The 22,791-nt window shown below is 67.2% G+C and carries 15 protein-coding genes and 2 pseudogenes; 7 read left to right on the plus strand and 10 right to left on the minus strand.

The annotated features are described in order from the left end of the window. From E1H18_RS14415 to rpsL, 4 genes are all read right to left on the minus strand, one after another. On the minus strand, positions 1 to 110 hold a 110-nt coding region (locus E1H18_RS14415), incomplete at its 3' end, for a GTP-binding protein (protein WP_172262485.1). Positions 111 to 234: 124 nt separating this feature from the next. Then, positions 235 to 2,313, minus strand: a complete 2,079-nt coding sequence (fusA, locus tag E1H18_RS14420) for an elongation factor G (RefSeq protein WP_172269601.1) — start codon at positions 2,311 to 2,313, stop codon at positions 235 to 237. A gap of 113 nt (positions 2,314 to 2,426) precedes the next feature. Further along, complete coding sequence (rpsG, locus tag E1H18_RS14425; RefSeq protein WP_058350130.1) at positions 2,427 to 2,900, minus strand: 30S ribosomal protein S7; 474 nt, start codon at positions 2,898 to 2,900, stop codon at positions 2,427 to 2,429. A gap of 13 nt (positions 2,901 to 2,913) precedes the next feature. Continuing rightward, the gene (gene rpsL / locus E1H18_RS14430; protein WP_004624021.1) at positions 2,914 to 3,285 is read right to left on the minus strand and encodes a 30S ribosomal protein S12; all 372 of its coding nucleotides are present in this window, start codon (positions 3,283 to 3,285) and stop codon (positions 2,914 to 2,916) included. Positions 3,286 to 3,308: 23 nt separating this feature from the next. Between rpsL and E1H18_RS27325 the strand changes: the two are divergent. The 5 genes and pseudogenes from E1H18_RS27325 (at position 3,309) to E1H18_RS14450 (ending at position 10,551) form a co-directional block, all read left to right on the plus strand. Beyond that, positions 3,309 to 3,555: pseudogene (locus E1H18_RS27325) on the plus strand (hypothetical protein). A 144-nt stretch (positions 3,556 to 3,699) separates the two neighbouring features. After that, positions 3,700 to 4,473, plus strand: coding sequence for a hypothetical protein (locus E1H18_RS14435; RefSeq protein WP_370526518.1), 774 nt, complete (start codon positions 3,700 to 3,702; stop codon positions 4,471 to 4,473). Positions 4,474 to 4,574: 101 nt separating this feature from the next. Continuing rightward, positions 4,575 to 6,473, plus strand: a complete 1,899-nt coding sequence (locus E1H18_RS14440) for a CocE/NonD family hydrolase (protein WP_172270360.1) — start codon at positions 4,575 to 4,577, stop codon at positions 6,471 to 6,473. A gap of 179 nt (positions 6,474 to 6,652) precedes the next feature. Beyond that, positions 6,653 to 8,068: an amidohydrolase family protein gene (locus E1H18_RS14445; RefSeq protein ID WP_172269603.1), complete on the plus strand. Its 1,416-nt coding sequence runs from the start codon at positions 6,653 to 6,655 to the stop codon at positions 8,066 to 8,068. Positions 8,069 to 8,103: 35 nt separating this feature from the next. Further along, positions 8,104 to 10,551, plus strand: a complete 2,448-nt coding sequence (locus tag E1H18_RS14450; protein WP_172269605.1) for a TonB-dependent siderophore receptor — start codon at positions 8,104 to 8,106, stop codon at positions 10,549 to 10,551. A 34-nt stretch (positions 10,552 to 10,585) separates the two neighbouring features. On the opposite strand, the gene E1H18_RS14455 is transcribed toward E1H18_RS14450, so the two are convergent. Then, positions 10,586 to 11,152 carry a TetR/AcrR family transcriptional regulator gene (locus E1H18_RS14455; RefSeq protein ID WP_172269608.1) on the minus strand — a complete coding sequence of 189 codons (567 nt, stop codon included), beginning with the start codon at positions 11,150 to 11,152 and terminating at the stop codon, positions 10,586 to 10,588. 130 nt (positions 11,153 to 11,282) lie between these two features. On the opposite strand from E1H18_RS14455, the gene E1H18_RS14460 reads away from it, so the two are divergent. Further along, complete coding sequence (locus E1H18_RS14460) at positions 11,283 to 11,867, plus strand: carboxymuconolactone decarboxylase family protein (protein ID WP_172269610.1); 585 nt, start codon at positions 11,283 to 11,285, stop codon at positions 11,865 to 11,867. A gap of 105 nt (positions 11,868 to 11,972) precedes the next feature. Here E1H18_RS14460 and E1H18_RS14465 read toward each other — a convergent pair whose 3' ends face one another. From E1H18_RS14465 to E1H18_RS14470, 3 genes and pseudogenes are all read right to left on the minus strand, one after another. Next, on the minus strand, positions 11,973 to 13,148 hold the full coding sequence (locus tag E1H18_RS14465) for a glycosyltransferase (protein WP_172269612.1): 1,176 nt from the start codon (positions 13,146 to 13,148) through the stop codon (positions 11,973 to 11,975). A gap of 57 nt (positions 13,149 to 13,205) precedes the next feature. Then, positions 13,206 to 13,317 (minus strand): annotated as a pseudogene (locus tag E1H18_RS26785) (hypothetical protein). 40 nt (positions 13,318 to 13,357) lie between these two features. Next, positions 13,358 to 15,151 (minus strand): methyl-accepting chemotaxis protein, encoded by a 1,794-nt coding sequence (locus E1H18_RS14470; RefSeq protein WP_172269614.1) that lies wholly within the window; start codon positions 15,149 to 15,151, stop codon positions 13,358 to 13,360. Positions 15,152 to 15,514: 363 nt separating this feature from the next. Here E1H18_RS14470 and E1H18_RS14475 point away from each other — a divergent pair, with 363 nt between their 5' ends. Further along, positions 15,515 to 16,930: a hypothetical protein gene (locus E1H18_RS14475; protein ID WP_172269616.1), complete on the plus strand. Its 1,416-nt coding sequence runs from the start codon at positions 15,515 to 15,517 to the stop codon at positions 16,928 to 16,930. A gap of 101 nt (positions 16,931 to 17,031) precedes the next feature. Here E1H18_RS14475 and E1H18_RS14480 read toward each other — a convergent pair whose 3' ends face one another. Both E1H18_RS14480 and rpoC read right to left on the minus strand, forming a co-directional pair. After that, complete coding sequence (locus tag E1H18_RS14480; RefSeq protein ID WP_172269618.1) at positions 17,032 to 18,372, minus strand: Xaa-Pro peptidase family protein; 1,341 nt, start codon at positions 18,370 to 18,372, stop codon at positions 17,032 to 17,034. A 223-nt stretch (positions 18,373 to 18,595) separates the two neighbouring features. Beyond that, the gene (gene rpoC, locus E1H18_RS14485) at positions 18,596 to 22,786 is read right to left on the minus strand and encodes a DNA-directed RNA polymerase subunit beta' (protein WP_172269620.1); all 4,191 of its coding nucleotides are present in this window, start codon (positions 22,784 to 22,786) and stop codon (positions 18,596 to 18,598) included. Positions 22,787 to 22,791 lie beyond the last annotated feature (5 nt).

Consider the following 22,791-nt stretch of genomic DNA (forward strand, 5'->3'; position numbering starts at 1 on the left):
GCCAGCGTGATCGTGATCGCGGCCGTCAGCGTCGTCTTGCCATGGTCAACGTGACCAATGGTGCCGATGTTGCAGTGCGGCTTAGTGCGTTCGAACTTTTCCTTGGCCATCTTCTTAGCTCCAGGACCCCAGAGGGGCCTTCATCAAAAACAGGTTGGACTTCTGGGGTTTGGCGAAAGGGGCTCCTTTGAACCCCTTTCAATCCTGCGTCTAGGCTTTTCCCGAAGGAGCGGCTTAGGCGTACTTCTTGATCACTTCGTCGGCGACGTGTTGCGGCACCGGATCGTAGTGGTCGTAGACCATGCTGAACTGGGCGCGGCCTTGCGACATGCCCCGCAGGGTGTTCACGTAGCCGAACATGTTGGCCAGCGGCACGAAGGCGTTCACGACCGTCGCGTTACCGCGCATGTCTTGACCCTGGATCATGCCGCGACGGCTGTTCAGGTCGCCGATGACCGAACCCAGATACTCTTCCGGGGTCACGACCTCGACCTTCATGATCGGCTCGAGCAGCTTCGGAGCGCCCTTTTCGCGCAGCTCCTTGAAGGCGGCGCGCGAGGCGATTTCGAAGGCCAGGACCGAGGAGTCGACGTCGTGGTACTTGCCGTCCGTCAGGGTCGCCTTGAAGTCGATCAGCGGGAAGCCGGCCAGCAGGCCGTTGTCCTTGACCGATTCCAGACCCTTCTGGACGCCGGGGATGTATTCCTTCGGCACGGCGCCGCCGACGATGGCGTTCTCGAAGATGAAGCCCGAACCCGGCTCGCCCGGTTCGAAGGTCAGCATGACGCGGGCGAACTGGCCCGTACCACCGGTCTGCTTCTTGTGGGTGTAGTCGATGTCGACCTTGCGGCCCAGCGATTCACGATAGGCAACCTGCGGCGCGCCGATGTTGGCTTCGACCTTGTAGGTCCGCTTCAGGATGTCGATCTTGATGTCCAGGTGCAGCTCGCCCATGCCCTTCAGGATCGTCTGGCCCGACTCGAAGTCGGTCGAGACGGTGAAGGACGGATCTTCGGCGGCCAGCTTCTGCAGGGCGACGCCCAGCTTCTCCTGGTCGGCCTTCGACTTGGGTTCGACGGCGATTTCGATAACCGGAGCCGGGAATTCCATGCGCTCCAGGATGACCGGCGACTTCAGCGGATCGCACAGGGTGTCGCCCGTGCGGGTTTCCTTCAGGCCAGCCAGAGCGACGATGTCGCCGGCATAGGCTTCCTTGATGTCTTCGCGGTTGTTCGAGTGCATGAGCAGCATGCGGCCGACGCGCTCGCGCTTGTCGCGCGTCGAGTTCAGCAGCGACATGCCGGTTTCCATCTTGCCCGAATAGATGCGGCAGAAGGTCAGCGAACCGACGAAGGGGTCGTCCATGATCTTGAACGCCAGAACCGACAGGGGCTCTTCGTCCGAGGCCTTGCGGGTGGTTTCTTCTTCGGTCTTGAAGTCGATGCCCTTGGTGGCCGGAATGTCGGTCGGCGACGGCAGGTAGTCGACGACGGCGTCCAGCAGGGGCTGCACGCCCTTGTTCTTGAAGGCCGAGCCGCAGAGGATCGGATAGAAGGCGCCGGTCAGCACGGCCTTACGGATGCACTTCTTGATGACCTCTTCCGAGGGCTCTTCGCCGCCCAGATAGGCTTCCATGGCGTCGTCGTCGAGTTCGACGGCGTTCTCGACCAGGTAGGCGCGGGCTTCCACGGCCTTGTCCAGCAGGTCGGCGGGGATTTCTTCGTCGCGGAACGACGCGCCCAGGCCGTCATTGTCCCAGACCACGGCCTTCATGCGGACCAGGTCGACCAGGCCCTTCAGGGCGCTTTCCGAACCGATCGGGAATTGGATCGGCACGGCCTTGGCGCCCAGACGGTCGCGGATCGACTCGACCGACTTGTCGAAGTCGGCGCCAATCTTGTCCATCTTGTTGACGAACACGATCCGCGGCACGCGATACTTGTCGGCCTGGCGCCAGACCGTCTCGGTCTGCGGCTCGACGCCGGCGTTGCCGTCCAGCACCGTCACGGCGCCGTCGAGGACGCGCAGCGAGCGTTCGACTTCGATGGTGAAGTCGACGTGCCCGGGGGTGTCGATGATGTTCAGGCGCTTGTCGTTCCAGAACGCGGTCGTCGCGGCCGACGTGATGGTGATGCCGCGCTCTTGCTCCTGCTCCATCCAGTCCATGGTCGCGGCGCCGTCGTGGACTTCGCCGATCTTGTGCGACTTACCGGTGTAATACAGGATCCGCTCGGTCGTCGTCGTCTTGCCCGCGTCGATGTGGGCCATGATGCCGAAGTTGCGGTAGTCTTCGATTTTATGCGTACGGGCCATAGCGAGAGCTCTGCAAGGCGGGCGTATCCTGACGGACGCGACCTGATTTAAACGTGCGGCGCGGGCGGTTTATCGCAAACCGCCCGCGCCTGAAAGAGTGCTGGTAAGAAAGCTTACCAGCGGTAGTGCGAGAACGCCCGGTTGGCTTCAGCCATCTTGTGGGTGTCTTCGCGCTTCTTCACCGCGGTGCCGCGGTTGTTCGAAGCGTCGAGCAGCTCACCGGCCAGCTTTTCGGTCATGGTGTTCTCACCGCGCTTGCGCGCAGCGGTCACCAGCCAGCGGATGGCCAGGGCGCGGCGACGGTCCGGACGGACTTCGACGGGCACCTGATAGGTGGCGCCGCCGACGCGGCGCGAACGGACTTCGATCGCCGGAGCGACGTTGTCCAGAGCGGAGTGGAAGGTTTCAAGCGGACCTTGGTCCTTACGCTTGGCTTCCAGGATGTCGAAAGCACCATAGATGATGTTTTCGGCGACGGCTTTTTTGCCCTCGTACATCACGTAGTTCATGAACTTCGTGACAATCAGGTCCCCAAACTTGGGGTCCGGCAGGACTTGGCGTTTCTCGGCGCGACGGCGGCGGGACATCTTCTTCTATTCCTTACTTCGGACGCTTCGCGCCGTAGAGCGAACGACGTTGCTTACGATCCTTGACACCTTGGGTGTCGAGGACGCCGCGCAGGATGTGGTAACGGACGCCGGGCAAATCCTTGACGCGGCCGCCGCGGATGAGCACCACCGAGTGCTCCTGCAGGTTGTGACCTTCGCCCGGGATGTAGCACACGGCTTCGATGCCGGTGGTCAGACGGACCTTGGCGACCTTACGGAGAGCCGAGTTCGGCTTCTTCGGGGTCGTGGTGTAGACGCGCGTGCAAACGCCGCGACGTTGGGGGCAGCCCTTCAGGGCCGGCACCTTGTTCCGCACCGGCTTCGGAGAGCGCGGCTTACGGATGAGCTGGTTAATGGTAGGCATTAAGTCTCTGCTCTGATGGAAGCGTGTGCCTTTCGGCCGGGGCGCTTCAGGTCCTTGTATTTTTTGTTCTTGGTTCAAGGCTCCGCTTGGAGACCCGATAAACACGAAACTCGCCGGGGCGCGGGAAGCACACCAGCGGGTTTTTCCTCCCGAAGGAAGAAAGCTCATCAGAACGCACGCGAACGCACGCCTCGAAAAAGAGCGCGGTATGTACTCGCGAAGCCGACAACAGTCAATCGCCTGTTCCTGCGTCGGTTAACGGGGGCTTAAGGCCCCTGAGGCGACAGGGCGCGGTCAAGTTTTCGCCACCGGAAGCTGTGCAGCTTTCGCCCACGGGAGCGTGTCTTGTCTATGCCGCCGGCCTCGCCATGTGGGAGACCGGCGCACCGTAGGCAAGTCGGCGCGGGAGGATGGGTGAGCGGCAGCGTGAGGATCGGCGGGCGTGATCGGCGGAAGGCGGCGATTCTCGTCGGCTCCCTGCTGCTGCACGTGGCCCTGCTGGCCTGGCTGGCCCTGCCGACCGTTCAACGCAACCTGATCGCCGACGAGCTGCCGACCATGATCGTCGAGCTGGACAGGCCCGAGCCGACGGAGCCGACGCCCACGCGTTCGGCCGCTTCCGCCGCGACGGCTGCGCCCTCCCCCGCCTTGCCCTTCCAGGTCCGTCCGCCGGCTCGCCCTGCGCCCGCCGGCGTGCCGACGCTGCAGGTGCCCGCCGCCGGGATCGCCCGCCCAGGCACGGCGATCCGTCCCGCGCCCCTGCCCGGTGAAGGCGCCGGCGATCTGCGCACGGCGCTGCGCGGCAGCTACGCCGGCTGCGTCAGCGCCGACGCCGTGGGCCTGAACCGTCGCGAGCGCGAGAAGTGCGACGAGCGCTTCGGCGCGGCCAAGGCCAAGGGCGATCCGCTGTCGGGCATGACCGCCCAGAAGCGCCAGGCCCTGGAAGCGCAGGGCGCGGCCCAACGGGCCTACAAGGACTATCTCGACGCGCCGATGGGCCCCGGCGTCGACCACCGCAGCAAAGACCAGCCCGGCACGATGAAGGAGATCCCCTTCGTCCTGGGCGCCCAGCAGGACGGCCTGGGCCGCGAGCGCAAGTCGGTCACCGACCAGATCCGCCGCGAGAAGGACTCGGCCGAACGCGCCCAGCGCTTCCTCGAACTGCAGAAGAAGGCCGGACAGCGCTGACCTTGCGGTTCGGGCGCCGCCGCCCCTAACCTCGCCCCAGGATGGCGCGCTTGCTCAAGGCGCGCTCGGGTAAGGAGGGAACACCCATGCGTTTTTCTGGCATGCGGTTTACGGCTGGCCTGTGTACGGCCCTGACCCTGGCGACGGCCGTGTCGTCGGTTCAGGCCCAGGACTATTCGCAATATTCCGACGCCGCGCTGGAGCGCGAGCTGGCCGAGAAGGCCGATGTCGACATGTACCAGATGGCCCCGATGCGCGACGGCGTGCGGCTGGCCACCAACGTCTACCGGCCCAAGGGCGCCAAGGGTCCGCTGCCGACCATCCTGATCAAGACCCCGTACAACGAACTGGCCTACAAGCCGCGCGCCGCCCGTGACGCCCTGAACGCCATCAAGCACGGCTACGCCCTGGTGCTGCAGAACGAGCGCGGCCGCTTCCACTCCGAGGGCGAGTGGGAGATCCTGGGCAAGCCCCAGACCGACGGCTACGACACCCTGACCTGGATCGCCAAGCAGACCTGGTCGAACGGCAAGGTCGGCACGCTGGGCTGCTCGTCCTCGGCGGAGTGGCAGCTGGCCCTGGCCGCCCAGAACCACCCGGCCCACGCGGCGATGATCCCGATGGCCTCGGGCGCGGGCATCGGCAAGGTCGGCGAGTTCGAGGAACAGGGCAACTGGTACACCGGCGGCGTGCCGCGCACGCTGTTCTTCATCTGGCTGTACGGCGTCGACAACCCGCTGCGCCCGCAGCTGCCCAAGAACCTCGACGCCAAGACCATCGCCCGCCTGGCCAAGTATGACGACCTGGCCCCTAAGAAGCCCGACGTGAACTGGACCAGCCAGGTCCGCAAGCTGCCGGTCGCCAACCTGCTGCAGGACCTGGGCGAGCCCAAGGGCACGTTCGAAGAGCTGATCAGCCGCAATGGCCCGGCCGATCCGGCCTGGCGCAAGGGTGGGCTCTATCACGACGACAAGGGCTGGGGCGTCCCGGCCCTGTGGTTCAACTCGTGGTACGACGTGTCGATCGGCCCGAACATGGCGCTGTTCAACCACGCCCGCACGGCGAACTCCGACAAGGAGGCCAGCGCCAATCAGTACGCCGTGGTCACGCCCGGGACCCACTGCACGTTCAACGCCAAGACCCTGCAGGCGCCCTACACCTCGGGCGACCGGTCGATGGGCACGGTCGATTTCGACGCCGACAAGGAGGTCTACGCCTTCTTCGACCGCTGGGTGAAGGGCGACAAGGCCGCCTTCCCCGCCAGCACCCCGCCGGTGCGCTACTACGCCATGGGCGAGAACGCCTGGAAGCAGTCGGCCCAGTGGCCGCCGGAAAGCGCCAAGCCGATGCGGCTCTATCTCCGCTCGGGCGGCAAGGCCAACAGCGCCGCCGGCGATGGTCGCCTGCTGACCGCGGCCCCGGCCGCCGGCGAACAGCCCGACCGCTACGCCTATGACCCCGCCAATCCGGTGCAGACCATCGGCGGCGGCGACTGCTGCAACGGCGGCCTGGTCACGGCCGGCGCCTTCGACCAGCGGGTGATCGAGGCCCGCGACGACGTCCTCGTCTACACCAGCGACCCGCTGACCGCGCCGCTGGACGTCAGCGGCTTCGTGCGCGCGGTGCTGAAGGTGTCGTCCGACGCCAAGGACACCGACTTCGCCGTCAAGCTGGTCGACGTCGCGCCGGACGGCACGGCCTACATCCTGGGCGACACCATCCTGCGGGCCCGTTATCGCGACGGCTTCGACAAGCCCAGGATGCTGACCGCGGGCGAGGTGGCGACTCTCAAGCCGACCCCGATCACCACCAGCAACACCTTCCTGCCGGGTCACCGCATCCGGGTGGAGGTCACCTCGTCGAACTTCCCGAAGTTCACCCGCAACCTGAACACCGGCGGCGACAACGAGAAGGACACGGCCTTCGTCACGGCCCGCAATGCGGTCCATCACGCCGCCGGCGAGGAATCGTACATCGAGCTGCCGGTGGTGGAGAAATAGCCATTTCTGATGCGACCGCCGCCCTTTTGCGCCAAGGGCGGCGGGACGCTGTTCGGCGAACGGAAAATCGGGTCACACTAATGCAGGCCTCAGGTTTTCTGGCGCCGCGACAAACCCCATTGCAACGATAGGGGATCGCGAAATTCCTGGGCGACGGCGATCGCCGCGAGGAGATCCCTATGTCCAAGTTCCCCGTCCTGACCCTGGTCCAGACCTGCGCGATCGCGGCGCTGGCCGGGCTGGGCCATCCGGCCGCCGCCCAGACCCCGCGCCAGACGCGTGAGGCCGTGCTGCCGCCCTCGGTCCTGACCTCCGACGATCCCCAGCGGATCCCGCGCCGCCCGGTCGCCGCGCGCCAGACCCAGACGGTGCTGAAGGGCGGACGGGTCTTCGATTCTCTCGGCGAGAAGGCCTATCCGGCGACCGTGGTCATCGAGGGCCGCACGATCAAGGCGGTGCTGCCGCCTGAGTCCACGGACTGGGCCGCCGACGCCCAGGTCATCGACGTGACCGGCAAGACGGTGATGCCGGGCCTGATCGACCTCCACGTCCACATGACCTATCCCGACCCCGACACCCCGATCGACGAGCAGGCGACGGAAGGGTCGGGCGTCCTGCGGGGCGCGCGCAATCTGCGTTACTTCCTGGAGTCGGGCTTCACCTCGGTGCGCGACCTGGGCGGGGTGCTGAACGCCCCGTTCCAGCTGGCCCAGTGGAGCGCCGCCGGCCAGATCCCCGCACCGCGCGTCTTCGCCGCCGGCCACATCATCACCGGCACCGGCGGCCACGCCACCGAGCGGCCGATCACCCCCAACCACGGCCCGGCCTATCAGTGGGAGCGCGACGGCGCCGACGCCTGGCGCGGCGCGGTGCGCGAGGCCTTCAAGCAGGGCGCCGCCGTCATCAAGATCGCCAGCCACTTCTCGGCCGACGAGGTCGCCGCCGCCGTCGACGAGGCCCACACCCTGGGCCTGCCGGTCACCTGCGACTGCGAGACTCTCTATATCGACCGCGCGGTCGCCGCCGGCGTCGACATCATCGAGCATCCCCTGCCCCGCACCGACGCGGTCATCACCGCCATGGGCCGCAAGAAGACGGCCTCGGTGCCGACGCTGCAGGTCTATCAGAACGTGCTGGACACCTCGGGCGGCTTCTACGGCTCGACCTCGCGCCGCTTCACCATGACCAGCCAGTCCAATTTCGACGTCTTCAAGAAGCTGAAGGCCGCCGGCGTGGTCATGGGCGTGGGCACCGACACCATCGGCCGCGTCAACACCATGACGCCCAACCCGTACATCGCCGAGCTGAAGTGGTTCGTCAAAGGCGGCTACACCGTCCCGCAGGCGCTGGTCGCCGCCACGCGCACCAACGCCCAGATCCTGGCCATGGACGACAAGCTGGGCGTGCTGCAGGCCGGCAAGCTGGCCGACGTCATCGTCGTCGACGGCCGCCCCGATGAAAACCTCGACGACCTGGCCCGCATCGACCGGGTGTTCAAGGACGGCCGCCCCTGGGTCCAGGACGGACAGGTCGTCATCCCCCGCCACGTCTCGGCGCCCCTGGCCAAGCCCTCGCCGCCCGCCGAGACGCGCTGACCTTCCTTTTTAGAATGCTTCGTTCAGAGATAGAGATGTCCAAAACCACCTTGCTGCTCTTCGCCAGCCTGGCGACCCTCGCCTCCGCCGCCCCCGCGCTCGCTCAAGAGACCAGCGACGTCTCCGAGGTCGTGGTCACCGGCAACCGCGGCCAAGCCCGCACCGTCGTCTCCAGCGTCGCGCCGATCGACGTGATCAGCGGCGAGCAGCTGGTGAAGATGGGCGGCGCGGCCCCGCTGCGCGACGCCCTGACCCAGCTGATCCCGTCGTTCCAGGCCCAGACCGTCGGTTCGTCGTCGTGGGACAGCCTGGCGCGTCCGGCCGGCCTGCGCGGCCTGGGCGGCGTCCACGTGCTGGTGCTGGTCGACGGCAAGCGCCGCCACAACAGCTCGCTGACCAACCTCAACACCGGCAACCTGTCGAACGGCGGCAACCCGGTCGACCTGGACCTGATCCCGACCAGCGCCATCGCCCGCATCGAGGTGCTGCGCGACGGCGCCGCGGCCCAGTACGGCTCGGACGCCATCGCCGGGGTGATCAACATCATCCTCAAGAAGAACACCGACGGCGGCCGCCTAAACGTCAACGCCGGCGAGCGCTACAGCTATAACGGCGTGTCGGACGGCGAGACCGTCCAGGCCGACCTGTGGCACGGCTTCAAGCTGGGCGAGGACGGCTATCTGACCGTAGCCCTAGACGCCAAGACCCAGAACGACGCCCTGCGCGGCAGCAACACGACCGGCCAGCTCTACTTCCCGCTGGCCAATGGCGCGGCCGACCCGCGCGAGCTGACCGCCAACCGCTACCAGCTCTATCGCGGCGGCCTGCCCAAGACCAAGTCGGCCAGCCTGTCGGCCAATGCCGGCCAGAGCTTCGGCGAGGTCGACGTCTATAGCGCCGCGACCCTGAGCTTCCGCGACGCCGTCGTCGGCCAGGGCTTCCGCCGTCCCAACAGCAACCAGAACCTGCTGCAGATCTATCCGGACGGCTTTGCGCCCAACTACACCCTGGACGAGGTCGACTATCAGACGACCGCCGGCGCCAAGTGGGTCGCTGCGGGCTGGAACCTCGACCTGTCGACCACCTACGGCCGCAACCGCGTCGAGCACGGCTCCAGCAACACGCTGAACGCCTCGCTGGGCCCGGCAAGCCCGACCAGCTTCCACACCTTCACCTCCAGCTTCGAGCAGTGGACCTCCAACCTGGACGTCAGCCGCCAGTTCCAGGTGCTGGGCGGCCGCGACCTGACCGTGGCGGCCGGCGGCGAATATCGCTGGGAGCGCTATCGCACCCGCGTCGGCGATATCGACGCCTACCGGGCGGGCGGCTATGTCTATCCGGCGGGTTACGGCAACCTGGCCGGCCGCGCCGCGACCGTCGGCGCGCAAGGGGCCGTGGTGCTGGATCCCTCGGACGAGGCCAACATCTCGCGCGCCAACTATGCGGCCTATCTCGATCTGAGCCTGGACGTGACCGACAAGTTCTTCGTGGCCGCCGCCGGCCGCTACGAGGACTATGACGACGCCGCCGGCGACGTGTGGAGCGGCAAGCTGTCGGCCCGCTACGAGTTCAGCGACGCGGTGGCCCTGCGCGCCACGGTCAGCAACGGCTTCCGCGCCCCGTCGCTGTCGCAGCAGGGCTACGCCCAGACCTCCAATCAGGCCAATATCGTCAACGGCGCCTTCACGTTCGTGGAGTCCAAGACGGTGCGGCCGGAGTCGGCCGTCGGCCAGGCCCTGGGCGCCAAGCCGCTGACGCCGGAAACCTCGACCAACTACAGCATCGGCCTGGCCCTGACGCCGCTGCCCGGCCTGTCGGTCACCCTGGACGGCTACCGCATCGAGCTGCGCGACCGCATCGCCCTGACCGGCCTGCTGTCGGGCACGGGCGTCAGCCAGATCCTGACCCGCAACGGCCTGCCGTCGAACCTGTCGGTGCGCTACTTCGCCAACGCCATCGACACCAACACCACCGGCATCGATCTGGTCAGCGCCTATGCGCGGGACCTGGGCGAGCTGGGCCGCGCCCGCTTCACCCTGGGCTTCAACTGGAACAAGACGCGGATCGCCGGCATCGCCGCCAATCCGACCCAGCTGGCGGGCCTGGGCCTGACCCTGTTCGACCGCCAGCAGCGCGGTTCGGTGACGGTGTCCACGCCGCGCACCAAACTCTTGCTCGGCGCGGAATGGACCAAGGACCGCTGGCGCGTGAACCTGCGCGAGAGCCGCTACGGCGCCTTCGACAGCCAGAACAACGTCGTCACCTCCGACCAGCACTATGGCGCCAAGTGGCTGACGGACCTGGAAGTCGGCTACACGGTCAACGACCGCGTCACCCTGGCGATCGGGGCCAACAACCTGTTCGACGTCTATCCGGACCGCAACACCGTCCCCGACACCAACGGCTTCGCCCCGTTCGGCGGCAACTCGCCGTTCGGCGTCTATGGCGGCTACTACTACGGCCGGGTCTCGGTCGACTTCTAAGGCGAGCCGACGCGGCGCCCCGACGGGCGCCGCGTCACCCTTGCAGAATGATCGCCGGGATCCGCGCCAGCGCCCGGCCGAACACCGCCGCGTCGCCCATGCCGCGGGCCACGACCAGCGCGCCCTGCAGTTCCACCAGCACCTGTTCGGCCCTTAGCCGCGCCTGAGCCTCATCGGCCCCGGCGTCGCGGGCGACCTGGCTCAGGGCGTCCAGCAGCCGCTGGAAGGTCGTGCTGATCGCCTCGCCGCAAGCCGTGGCCTCGCCCCGAGGCGGCAGCAGCATGTTCAGCAGGCACGACTGCCGCCCCCCGGCGTAGAAGCCGTCCATCACCGCGACGAACGCGCCGATCCGGCTGGCGGGCGAGGCGTCCGCGGCCAATTGCGGGAACACTTCGGCGTCCAGCACCCGGGCGGTCTGCGCCATCACCTCCTGGGCCATCTGCGCCTTCCCCTCCGGGAAGCGATGGTACAGGCTGGACTTCTTCAAGCCCGTGGCGTCCGACAGCGCCGCCAGCGACGCGCCCTCGTAGCCGACGTCCTTGAACGTCTGCGTCAGCTTCTCCAGCAGGACGTCGTCCCCGATCTTGCGCACTTGCGGCATGGCGGAACTCCTTCCCGCTCATTTATCCCGAACGATCGGTATATTTCAAGCTTGACGCCCGCGCCGACCTCATGGCCATATCGAATTGTACCGATCGTTCGGTATATTTCAAAAGCGAAGGAGCCCTCCGATGGCCCGTCTCAACGTCGTCACGCCAGAAACCGCCACCCCCGCCCAGCGCGAGATCCTCGACCAGACCGCCGGCAAGTTCGGCAAGCACCCCATCCTGCTGTCGGTGCTGACCAACTCGACCGCCGCCATGAACAGCTATCTGGCGCTGTTCCAGAACCTGACCGACGGCCGCTTCAGCAAGCCGTTGGCCCGCAAGATCGGCCTGGCCATCGGCGAGGAGAACGGCTGCGAGTACTGCATCTCGCTGCTGGCCGCGATCGCCAGGCTGCAGAAGCTGACCGACGCGGACATCGACCTGGCCCGCCGCGGCCGCTCGACCGATCCCAAGGAGCAGGCCTTGCTGGACTTCGTGCTGTTGCTGGTGCGCCACAAGGGCGACCTGACCGACGCCGAGGTCCAGGCCGTCAAGGACGCCGGCTGGGCCGACGAGGACGTGGTCGAGGTGTTCGGCCACCTCGTTCTCAACTTCATGACCAACTATCTCTGGAAGGTGTCGCGCAACGACGTCGACTTCCCGATCCTGCGCCTGTTCGACCAGAGCAAGATCGCCCGCGGCGGCCATCCGTTCGCGCAGGTGGCGTGATCCAGAGCATCTTTCGAGCGAAGCAGATCCGGTTCGCGTGAAGAAAAATGCGTCAAAACAGAAAACTAGAGCTCACGGACTGACGCAGTCAGTTCGGGAGCGGCTCTAGCTGGCGGCGCGCGCGGCTTCGATCACCGCATCCACCCGGTTGTCGAAGCGGTGGGCGGCCACGACCTTGCCCTGGGCGGACGCGCCCAGGCGCCAGGCGGCTTCGGCGTCCTCGGCCAGGGCGGCCAGGCGCGCAACGCCGGCGTCCAGGTCGGCCCAGCGATAGGACAGGAAGTCCTCGTCCTCGACGAAGCGGGCCCGCCACCAGCCGCCGTCGGTGGCGACGGCGGTCCCGGCCAGCATGGCGTTCAGCGGCCGCTCGTGGGAGCCGTAGCCGAAGTTGGCGTTGGCGTTCAGCACCACCCGCGACCGGCGCATCAGGGCCACGGCGTCGGCCAGGCCCATCGGCGGCCCCAGGCGGAAGCTCTTGTGGCGCTCGATCCAGCCCTCATAGCCCGAGCCTATGCAGAACACCGGCAAGCCGGCGCGCCCCGCGGCGTCCAGCAAGCCCTGCCGGCGCTTCTGGCGCACCTGCTCGTGCACCCACGAGGCGTACTGGCGCAGGCGGACATAGCGCGGATCGGCAGGGTTCTCGCCGAAGCTGCGCAGCGCCTGGTCCAGCGCCTCCAGGGCCGGTACGAACTCGGCGGCCAGGGCGATCTCCAGGGCTCGGTCGAAGACGGTGCGGATCCCCGCCCCCTCCTCGGCCCAGGGCGCGGGCTGCTCGCCATAGAACGAGCCGGCGAACAGAATCGGCACCGGCCGCTCGGCGGCATAGGCGTCCGGGTCGGCGTCCAGCGCCGCCGCCTCGCCCACCGCCGCGTGCGGACAGAAGGCCACGTGGGCGAACCGGTTCGCGCCCAGGGCCGAGTCCACCGCTTCGACATGGGTCGGGTCGACCGTCAGGATCGCGGTGTCGGCCGGCGTCGCCTCCAGCTGGGCCAGGTGGCTCAACGGATAGTCGACATGGTGCAGCACATGCGGCGCGCCGAAGATCTCGCGCAGGGACCGGCCGATCAGGGCCTTGGCGTCGCCCAGGCAGAAATAGGTGTGCACCAGGTCGGCCTGGCCCTCGGCCCCCACGCGGTCCAGGGCCGCGCCCAGGTCGTCATAAGCCAGGGCGTCGACCACGACCGCCTCATGCCCCCGCCGAGCGAAGGCAGCCGCCATCTCGTCAGAAAACAGACGGGTCGCGTCGTACTGCGACGGCCCCTTAATGAACACGGCGCGCATCGGTTTCTCCCGCTGGCTGCTGGCCGGGACCGTGGGCGAACGTGGTTAACGAAAGCCTTAGGGGGTGAGCGGAAATCCGATAAGCCGTGCGTCCTTCGAGGCCCGCTGCGCGGGCGCCTCAGGATGAGGACCGTTTGCTGAATCCCTCATCCTGAGGTGCGCGGCGCAGCCGGGCCTCGAAGGACGCACAGCCTCCGTCAGCGTCGCCTCTACGCCGCCCGACGCATTCCCGCGCCCTGCCCCACCTTGAAGCGCTGGATCAGCTGGGCCAGGCCGGTGGCCTCGTCGCGCAGGGACTGGCTGGAGGCGGCCGAGCGGCTGGCCATGGCGGTGTTGTGCTGGGTGGCCTGGTCCATCTGGTTGACGGCGATATTGACCTGCGACAGGCCCGCCGACTGCTCCTGGGCCGAGGCGGCGATCTCGGTGATCACCGAGCTGATGGCCCCGACCTGGCCGGCGATGCGCTGCAGGGTCTCGCCGGCCGCGCCGACCAGGGACACGCCCGAGCTGACCTGGCGCTCGGAGTCGCCGATATGGATCTTGATCTCCTTGGCGGCCTCGGCCGAGCGCTGGGCCAGGCCCCGCACTTCCTGGGCGACGACCGCGAAGCCGCGACCGGCCTCGCCCGCGCGGGCCGCCTCGACGCCGGCGTTCAGCGCCAGCAGGTTGGTCTGGAAGGCGATCTCGTCGATGACGCCGATGATCTGGGCGACCTGGCGAGACGAGGCTTCGATGCCGCCGATGGCCTCGACGGCCGCGGCGACCACCTCGCGCGAGCGACCGGCCTCGGCCTGGGCGTCGCTGACCGCGCGGTGGGCTTCCTTGGCGCCGTCGGCCGTCCTCCGGACCGTCGCGGTGATCTCGTCGAGAGCGGCAGCGGTCTCTTCCAGGCTGGCGGCCTGCTGCTCGCTGCGGCGCGACAGGTCGTCGGCAGCGGTGGCGATGCCGCCGGCCCCGGCGTTCAGGCCCGACACGGCCGAGATCACGGCGGCCATGGCCCCTTCCAGACGCTCGACGGCCTGGTTGAAGTCGGCGCGCAGGCCTTCGTAGTCCTGAGCGAACGGCTCGGACAGGCGCACGGTCAGATCGCCGGCCGATAGGCGGTCAAGACCCAGGGCCAGGCCCTGGACGACCTTGGCCTGTTCGGCGGCGCGGCGGGCGCCGGCGGCGCTGGCGGCGTCGCGCTCGGCCTCGGTGGCCTCACGATGCGCGGCGGCGTCGGCGGCGATGCGGTTCTTCTCCAGCGCCTCATCGCGGAAGCGGTGCACGGCGTCGGCCATCAGGCCGATGTCGTCGGCGCGGCCGGCGAACGGCAGGGCCACGGTCAGGTCGCCGCCCATCAGGCGGCCCATGGCGTTGCGCAGGGTCCCCAGCGGCGACAGCTGGCGACGGGTCATCAGCACCGAGGCGCCGCCGCCCGCCAGACCGACCAGCACGCAGGCGAGGCCCAGCAGCGCCAGCTGGTGATAGACGGGCTGGAAATAGTCGGCCTGCGGCACGCCCACATACATCACGCCGATCACCTCGCCGGCGGCGTTCTTGATCGGGTCGTAGGCGACGAAGAACGGCTTGCCCAGGATCTTGGCCTCGCCGCGATAGGGCTCGCCCCGACCCAGGACGGCGTCATAGACCGGGCCCTTGGCCAGAGGCGTGCCGACAGCGCGCGAGCCGTCCTCCTTGGTGACGTTGGTGGTCACCCGGGTGTCGCCCATGAACACGGTGGCGGTGCCGCCGACCAGGGTCTTGACCAGGTCGACGGCCTTGAAGTCGTCGTTCACCACGTGCTCGCCGACCATCAGCTTGTCGCCCTCGATCCGGAACGCCTGGCCGCGCTGGCCAATCACGTCCCAGGCCACCCGCATGCTGGATTCCTGCGCCGCCGTCGCCTGCTGGCGGGCGAAGTCGAGGGAGCTCTTGGCCACGATGCCCAGGACCGCGACGGTCAGGACCACGAAGGCGGCGGCGATGGTCAGGCAGACCTTGGTGGAGATGCTGGCGCGCATAGGTTTCCGCTTTTGATCTGGATCAAAAGTTTCCCTAACGGCACATAGTTAAAGCGCTGATTAATAACGCTGTTTTAAATGCGTATTTGTGGATAAGTTTTGCACGCGGAGCGATAGTCAATACTCAGAGTGGGCATTTACCACGGTTTTTGAAAGTCACTCGCGACTGCTGCCAACAGATTATCGATCCCATCTTGCGGATATTCACCGCCTGAAGATCGATTCCTCAGGATCATGATCAGCTCTTCCCGCGACGTTAGCGGCTATCGTCAAATAGCGGACTGGCGGTGCGGCGAGGCGAAAGTCGCCTCAACACTTCGTTCTCACCTTGAGGCTTAGTCACGGCGATAGAGGGAGACGCGTGTGAGCGACAACAACACCCCGAACGCGCGCGTCCTGACGCCCCTGGCGGTCGGTGTGGTCATGCTGGCCCTGATCCTGTTCGCGCCCCCGGTCCTGAACGACGGCGACAGCTATTGGCACCTGGCCACTGGCCAGTGGATCCTGGCCCACGGCCGCGTCCCGACCCACGATCCGTTCTCGTTCACCATCCCCGGCGCACCGTGGGTGGCGCATGAATGGCTGTCGGAACTGCTGATGGCGCTGGGCTACAGCCTGGCTGGCTGGAGCGGAACCCTCGCCCTGTTCGCCCTCGCCGTCGGGGCCGCCGCCTGGATGCTGGTGCGGCGGCTGTCGCTGGATCTGACCGGCCTGACCCTGGTCGCTGCGACGGCCATGGCCCTGGCCTGCATGAGCGAGAGCCTGCTGGCCCGCCCGCAGCTGTTCATGCTGCCGCTGATGACCGCCTGGACCGTCGAGATGCTGGCCGCCCGCGACGCCGACCGGCCGCCGCGCCTGGCCTTCGCCCTGCTGATGACCGCCTGGGCCAATCTGCACGGCAGCTATGTCCTGGCCTTCGTGGTCGCCGGCGCCTTCGGGCTGGAAGCCCTGACCGCCCCGGGAGCGGACCGGCTGAAGGTCATCCGCGGCTGGGGCCTGTTCGGCCTGGCCAGCATCGTCTGCGCCATGATCACCCCGCTGGGCCCGGCCGGGATCATCCACCCGTTCAGCCTGATGGGCATGAAGATCCTGCCGCATATCGTCGAGTGGCGGTCCGAGGACTTCTCGCAGCTGTCCGCCTTCGCCATCGCCCTGCTGGCGACGCTGTATGTCTGTCTGAGCCGCGGGGTGCGCGTACCGCCGGTGCGGCTGCTGCTGCTGCTGGCGATGTTCTACATGTCGCTGCAGCACGTGCGCCATCAGCTGGTGCTGGCGGTGCTGGCGCCTTTGATCCTAGCCGCCCCGGTCGGCCAGGCCCTGGGCCACGCCCGCGAGGCCGCCCGTCCCTCACGCGCCCTCCTGGCCGGGTTCGCCGTCGCCTGCGTCCTGCTGCTGGGCCTGCGCCTCGCCTTGCCGATCCAGCGCGTCGACGGCCCCACCAGCCCGGTCACCGCCCTCGCCCACGTGCCGGCGGACCTCGCTGCGCAGCCGGTGCTGAACGGCTACGGCCTGGGCGGCTATCTGATCGCCAAGGGCGTGCGCCCCTATATCGACGGCCGCGCCGACATGTACGGCGACGCCTTCACCGAGGCCTATTTCCAGGCGGTGGAGCCCGATCCCGCAAAGCTGAAGGCGCTGCTCGAGACGCATCGCATCGCCTGGACGATCTTCGGCCCCGAGGAAGGCGGCGTGAAACTGCTGGACGCCGATCCGAAGTGGCGGCGGATCTATGCGGACCGCTACGCCATCGTCCACCAGCGGGTGACGCAGGCCCCCTAGAGCTTTTCACGACCTGACTGTGTCAGGCCGCGAGCTCTAGTCTTTTTGTTTGGCGCATTTTTCTTCACGCGAACCGGAACCACTTCGCTCGAAAAATTGCTTTAGGCCCGCGCCGCCATGAACGCCTCGATCTCGTCGGTCGTGCGCGGCACCCCGACCGACAGCCGCTCGGCCCCGGTCTCGGTGGCCAGATAGAGATCCTCGATGCGGATGCCGTAATTGGCCGACTGCAGATAGATGCCCGGCTCCATGGTGATCACCGAGCCGGCCGGGATCGGCAGGGTGGTGTCGCCCGGATCATGGACGTCCAGCCCGACATAGTGTCCCAGGCCATGGGTGAACTCGTCGATGCGGCCGGCCTTGCGGAACACCGCCTTGGCCGCCTCGCTGAGATCTTCCAGATAGGCCCCGGCCTTGAGCTTGGACACGGCGGCCGTCTGGGCTTCCAGCACCAGATCGTAGAGGACCTTCTGCTCGGGCGTGAAGCGGCCCGACGCCGGGAAGGTGCGGGTGACGTCGCAGGCGTAGCCGCCGACCGAGGCGCCGGCGTCCAGCAGGACCAGCTCGCCGCCGTGCACCGTTCCAGTGGCCGAGGCGTAGTGCAGCGAGGCGGCGTTGCGGCCCGAGCCGACGATGCTGTCATAGGCCAGACCCGTGCCGCCAGCGGCCCGGAAGGCGCTCTCGACGATAAACCGCAGCTCGTTTTCCGGCATGCCGGGGCGCGCCTGGCGCATGGCCGCCAGATGGCCGGCGCGAGTGGCGTCCATCGCCTTGCGCATCAAAACGAGCTCGCGCGGCTCCTTCACGCAACGCAGGCGCGGCAGGACGGCGGTGTCGTCGCGCAGGGCGCAGCCGGGCACGCGCTGGGCGACCTTGCCATACAGCTCCAGCACCGGCGGGACCGGCGCATTGGCCGAGGCGATCGGGCCCAGGAACCGCAGCTCCTTCGACCGCGAGGCCAGGCTGGAGACCAACCCGCCCAGGGCCGAGGTGCGCATGACCCGCTGCACGCCCGTGCGCTGCTCGATCATCGACCCCAGCGGCACGCGCTCCTGGTTCCAGCGCTCGTTCTCGATGTCGCGCGAGGGCAGCAGCAGCCACTCCTTTACGGTCCGCTCGGTGGGGGCCAGGACCAGGATGGCGCCCGGCTCGTCGACGATGCCGGTCAGCCAGGCGAAGTCGCCGTTCTGGTAGAAGAGCGGCGAGACCGGCGCGCTGCTATCGACGGCATTGGCCCCGTAGATCACCGCCACGCCGGTCTTCAGCTGCTCCATCAGCCTGGCGCGGCGGGCGCGATAGACGTCGGGCGTGAACGGACTGGTCCCGGCCGGCGTGGCGTAGCCCGCGGGCGGCAGGACCTGGGCGCCGGCGGCGACGGCCAGGCCGCCGATCGCCACGGTGGCGCCGGCGCCCATGAACAGGCTGCGTCGATCGATCCGCATGCTTGCCTCCCCCTCTTTCACTGAAGGTTGGCACAGGCCCGCCCAACGAAAAAGGCCCGGGATTGCTCCCGGGCCTTTCCGTTAGTCACTCAGACCTGAACGCCTATTCGGCGTCCGCCACGGGCGTCCTGCGGACGCCCGCGTTTCCGAGAGTCTCGGACGCCTATTCGGCGTCCGCCACGGGCGTCCTGCGGACGCCCGCGTTTCCGAGAGTCTCGGACGCCTATTCGGCGTCCGAGAGCGCGATCTCGGCCGGCAGCGGCTCCATCGCTTCTTCGCGCTGCTGGGCCAGCTGCTCGTCGCGCTTGGCGGCGACGCGCTGCAGGCTGCGCAGGTAGGAACCCGTACCGGCGGGGATCAGGCGACCCACGATGACGTTTTCCTTCAGGCCTTCCAGGGTGTCGGTCTTGCCGTGCACCGAGGCTTCGGTCAGGACGCGCGTCGTCTCTTGGAACGATGCGGCCGAGATGAAGCTCTTGGTCTGCAGCGAGGCCTTGGTGATGCCCAGCAGGACCGGTTGGGTCACAGCCGGACGACCGCCACGGGCGACAGCCTTGTCCTGTTCCTTGTCGAAGTCCGGCTTATCAAGGTGGTCGCCCTTGATCAGGCCGGTGTCGCCGGGCTCGAGGATCTCGACCTTCTGCAGCATCTGACGAACGATCGTCTCGATGTGCTTGTCGTTGATCGGCACGCCCTGCAGACGATAGACCTCCTGGATCTCGTCGACGAGGAAGTTGGCCAGGGCCTCGACGCCCAGGATGCGCAGGATGTCGTGCGGATCCGGGTTGCCGTCGATGATGTACTCGCCCTTCGAGATGAAGTCCCCGTCGTGAACGGCAATGTGCTTGCCCTTCGGGATCAGGAACTCGACCGCTTCGGCCTGATTGCCATCGGCGTCGACGTCCGGCGTGATCTTGATCCGGCGCTTGTTCTTGTAATCCTTGCCGAATTCGACGCGGCCGTCCATTTCCGCGATGACCGCGCAGTCCTTCGGACGGCGGGCTTCGAAGAGTTCGGCGACGCGCGGCAGACCACCGGTGATGTCCCGGGTCTTGGCGCCTTCGGTCGGGATACGCGCGATCACTTCACCCGGCTTCACTTCGTCGCCATCGGCGACGGAGAGAATGGCGCCGGCCGACAGCAGATAGCGAGCCTCGCCGCCGTTCGACAGGCGCTTGTACGAGCCGTCGTCGGCCAGCACGCCCATGGCCGGACGCAGGTCCGAACCGCGGGCCGAGGTGCGCCAGTCGGCGATGACGCGCTGGGCGATACCCGTCGCTTCGTCGACTTCCTCGCGGATGGACAGGCCATCCACCAGGTCTTCGGCGCGGATCTTGCCGGCCACTTCGGTGATGATCGGGGTGGTGTAGGGGTCCCAATCGCCGAGGCGTTGGCCGCGCTTGACCAGGTCGCCGTCCTTGACCCGCAGGCGGGCGCCGTACGGCGGCTTGTAGGTCTCGCGCTCCTTGCCGTCGACCAGCACGCTGACCGAGGTGTTGCGGCTCATGATCACCAGAGCGCCGTCGGCGCCGATGACCGTCGGGCCGATGACCCGGACCGTACCCTCGTTCGAGGCTTCGAAGAACGACTGCTCGGCCACCTGGGCGGTGCCGCCGATGTGGAACGTACGCATGGTCAGCTGCGTGCCGGGCTCACCGATCGACTGGGCGGCGATGACGCCGACCGCTTCGCCGATGTTCACCGGGGTGCCGCGAGCCAGGTCGCGGCCGTAGCAGGCGCCGCAGACGCCGATCTTGGCTTCGCAGGTCAGGACCGAACGGACCTTCACCGACTGGACGACCGCCGCCTCGATGGCGTCGGCGATGTTCTCGTCGACATAGGTGTCGGCCGGAACGACCAGCTCGCCGGTGCTCGGGTTCTTGACGTCCTCGGCCGTGAAGCGGCCCAGGACGCGCAGGCCCAGCGAGACCAGCACGTCGCCGCCCTCGACGACGGCGCGCAGGGTGATGCCCTTCGTGGTGCCGCAGTCTTCCTCGACGATGATGCAGTCCTGCGCGACGTCGACCAGACGACGGGTCAGGTAACCCGAGTTGGCCGTCTTCAGCGCGGTGTCGGCCAGACCCTTACGGGCGCCGTGGGTGGAGTTGAAGTACTCCTGAACGGTCAGGCCTTCCTTGAAGTTCGAGACGATCGGGGTCTCGATGATCTCGCCCGAAGGCTTGGCCATCAGACCGCGCATGCCGCCCAGCTGCTTCATCTGGGCTTGCGAACCACGGGCGCCGGAGTGGGCCATCATGTAGATGGCGTTGATCTCGCGCTCGCGGCCGTTCTCGTCCTTATGCTTCATCTGAAGCTCGGCCATCATCTCGTCGGCGACGCGATCGGTAGCCTTGGCCCAGGCGTCGACGACCTTGTTGTACTTCTCACCCTTGGTGATCAGACCGTCGGCGTACTGTTGCTCGTACTCTTCGGCCAGCGAGCGGGTTTCGGCCACGATGGCCTCCTTCCGCTTCGGGATGATGATGTCGTCCTTGCCGAAGGAGATGCCGGCCTTGGCGGCCTCCTTGAAGCCCAGACCCATGACCTTGTCGGCGAAGATGACCGTCGCCTTCTGACCGCAGTGGCGGTAGACGATGTCGATCAGATTGCCGATTTCCTTCTTGGTCAGCGCCTTTTCGATCAGGCGGTGGCCAATCTGCGGGTGGTGCGGCAGCAGGGCGGCGATCTTCATCCGGCCCGGCGTGGTGTCGATCACCTTGCGCAGCAGAACGCCTTCCGGAGTCATCTCGGTGTGGCGCGCCTTGATCTTGGCGTGCAGCGAGATGACGCCCGCGTCCATGGCGGCTTCGATTTCACCCAGGTCGGCGAAGATCTTGCCTTCGCCCGGCTCACCCTCGCGGGCGACCGACAGGTAGTACAGGCCCAGGACGATGTCCTGCGACGGCACGATGATCGGGCGACCGTTGGCGGGCGACAGGATGTTGTTGGTCGACATCATCAGGACGCGCGCTTCCAGCTGAGCTTCCAGGCTCAGCGGGACGTGCACGGCCATCTGGTCGCCGTCGAAGTCGGCGTTGAACGCGGCGCAGACCAGCGGGTGCAGCTGGATGGCCTTGCCCTCGATCAGCTTCGGCTCGAACGCCTGGATGCCCAGACGGTGAAGCGTCGGCGCGCGGTTCAGCATGACCGGGTGTTCGCGGATCACCTCTTCGAGGATGTCCCACACCTGCGGCTGCTCGCGCTCGACCATGCGCTTGGACTGCTTGACGGTGCCCGACAGGCCCTTGGCGTCCAGGCGCGCATAGATGAACGGCTTGAACAGCTCCAGAGCCATCTTCTTGGGCAGGCCGCACTCGTGCAGCTTCAGCTCGGGACCGACCACGATGACCGAACGGCCCGAATAGTCGACGCGCTTGCCCAGCAGGTTCTGACGGAAGCGACCTTGCTTACCCTTCAGCATGTCGGCCAGCGACTTCAGCGGACGCTTGTTGGCGCCCGTGATGACGCGACCGCGACGGCCGTTGTCGAACAGGGCGTCGACCGACTCCTGCAGCATCCGCTTTTCGTTGCGGATGATGATGTCGGGCGCGCGCAGTTCGATCAGGCGCTTGAGGCGGTTGTTACGGTTGATGACCCGGCGATACAGGTCGTTCAGGTCCGAGGTCGCGAAGCGGCCGCCGTCCAGCGGCACCAGCGGACGCAGTTCCGGCGGGATGACCGGAACGACCGTCAGCACCATCCACTCGGGACGGTTGCCCGACTCCTGGAAGGCTTCCAGGATCTTCAGGCGCTTCGAATACTTCTTCTGCTTCATGTCCGACACGGTGCCGGCCAGTTCCTCGCGCAGACGCTCGGCCTCTTTCTCGAGGTCGATGGCCTTCAGCAGGTTCTGCACGGCCTCGGCGCCGATCTCGGCGGTGAAGCTGTCGTCGCCATACTCTTCCTGGGCGCGCATGTAGTCGTCTTCCGACAGCAGCTGGTGCTGCTTCAGCGGGGTCAGGCCCGGCTCGGTGACGATGTAGTATTCGAAGTACAGGACGCGCTCGATGTCCTTCAGCGGCATGTCGAGCATCATGGCGATACGCGACGGCAGCGACTTCAGGAACCAGATGTGGGCGACCGGCGAGGCCAGCTCGATGTGACCCATGCGCTCGCGACGGACGCGGGCCAGGGTGACTTCAACGCCGCACTTCTCGCAGATGATGCCCTTGTACTTCATGCGCTTGTACTTGCCGCACAGGCATTCGTAGTCCTTGGTCGGGCCAAAGATACGGGCGCAGAACAGGCCGTCACGCTCGGGCTTGAACGTGCGGTAGTTGATGGTTTCCGGCTTCTTGATCTCGCCGAACGACCACGAGCGGATCTTTTCCGGCGAGGCCAGCGAGATGCGGATCTGGTCGAAGGTCGGAGCGGCCTGGACCGGATTGAAGATGTTCAGGACTTCCTGGTTCATCTTGG

It is taken from the genome of Caulobacter sp. RHG1, assembly GCF_013181195.1.
In the GTDB taxonomy this organism is placed as follows: Bacteria; Pseudomonadota; Alphaproteobacteria; order Caulobacterales; family Caulobacteraceae; genus Caulobacter.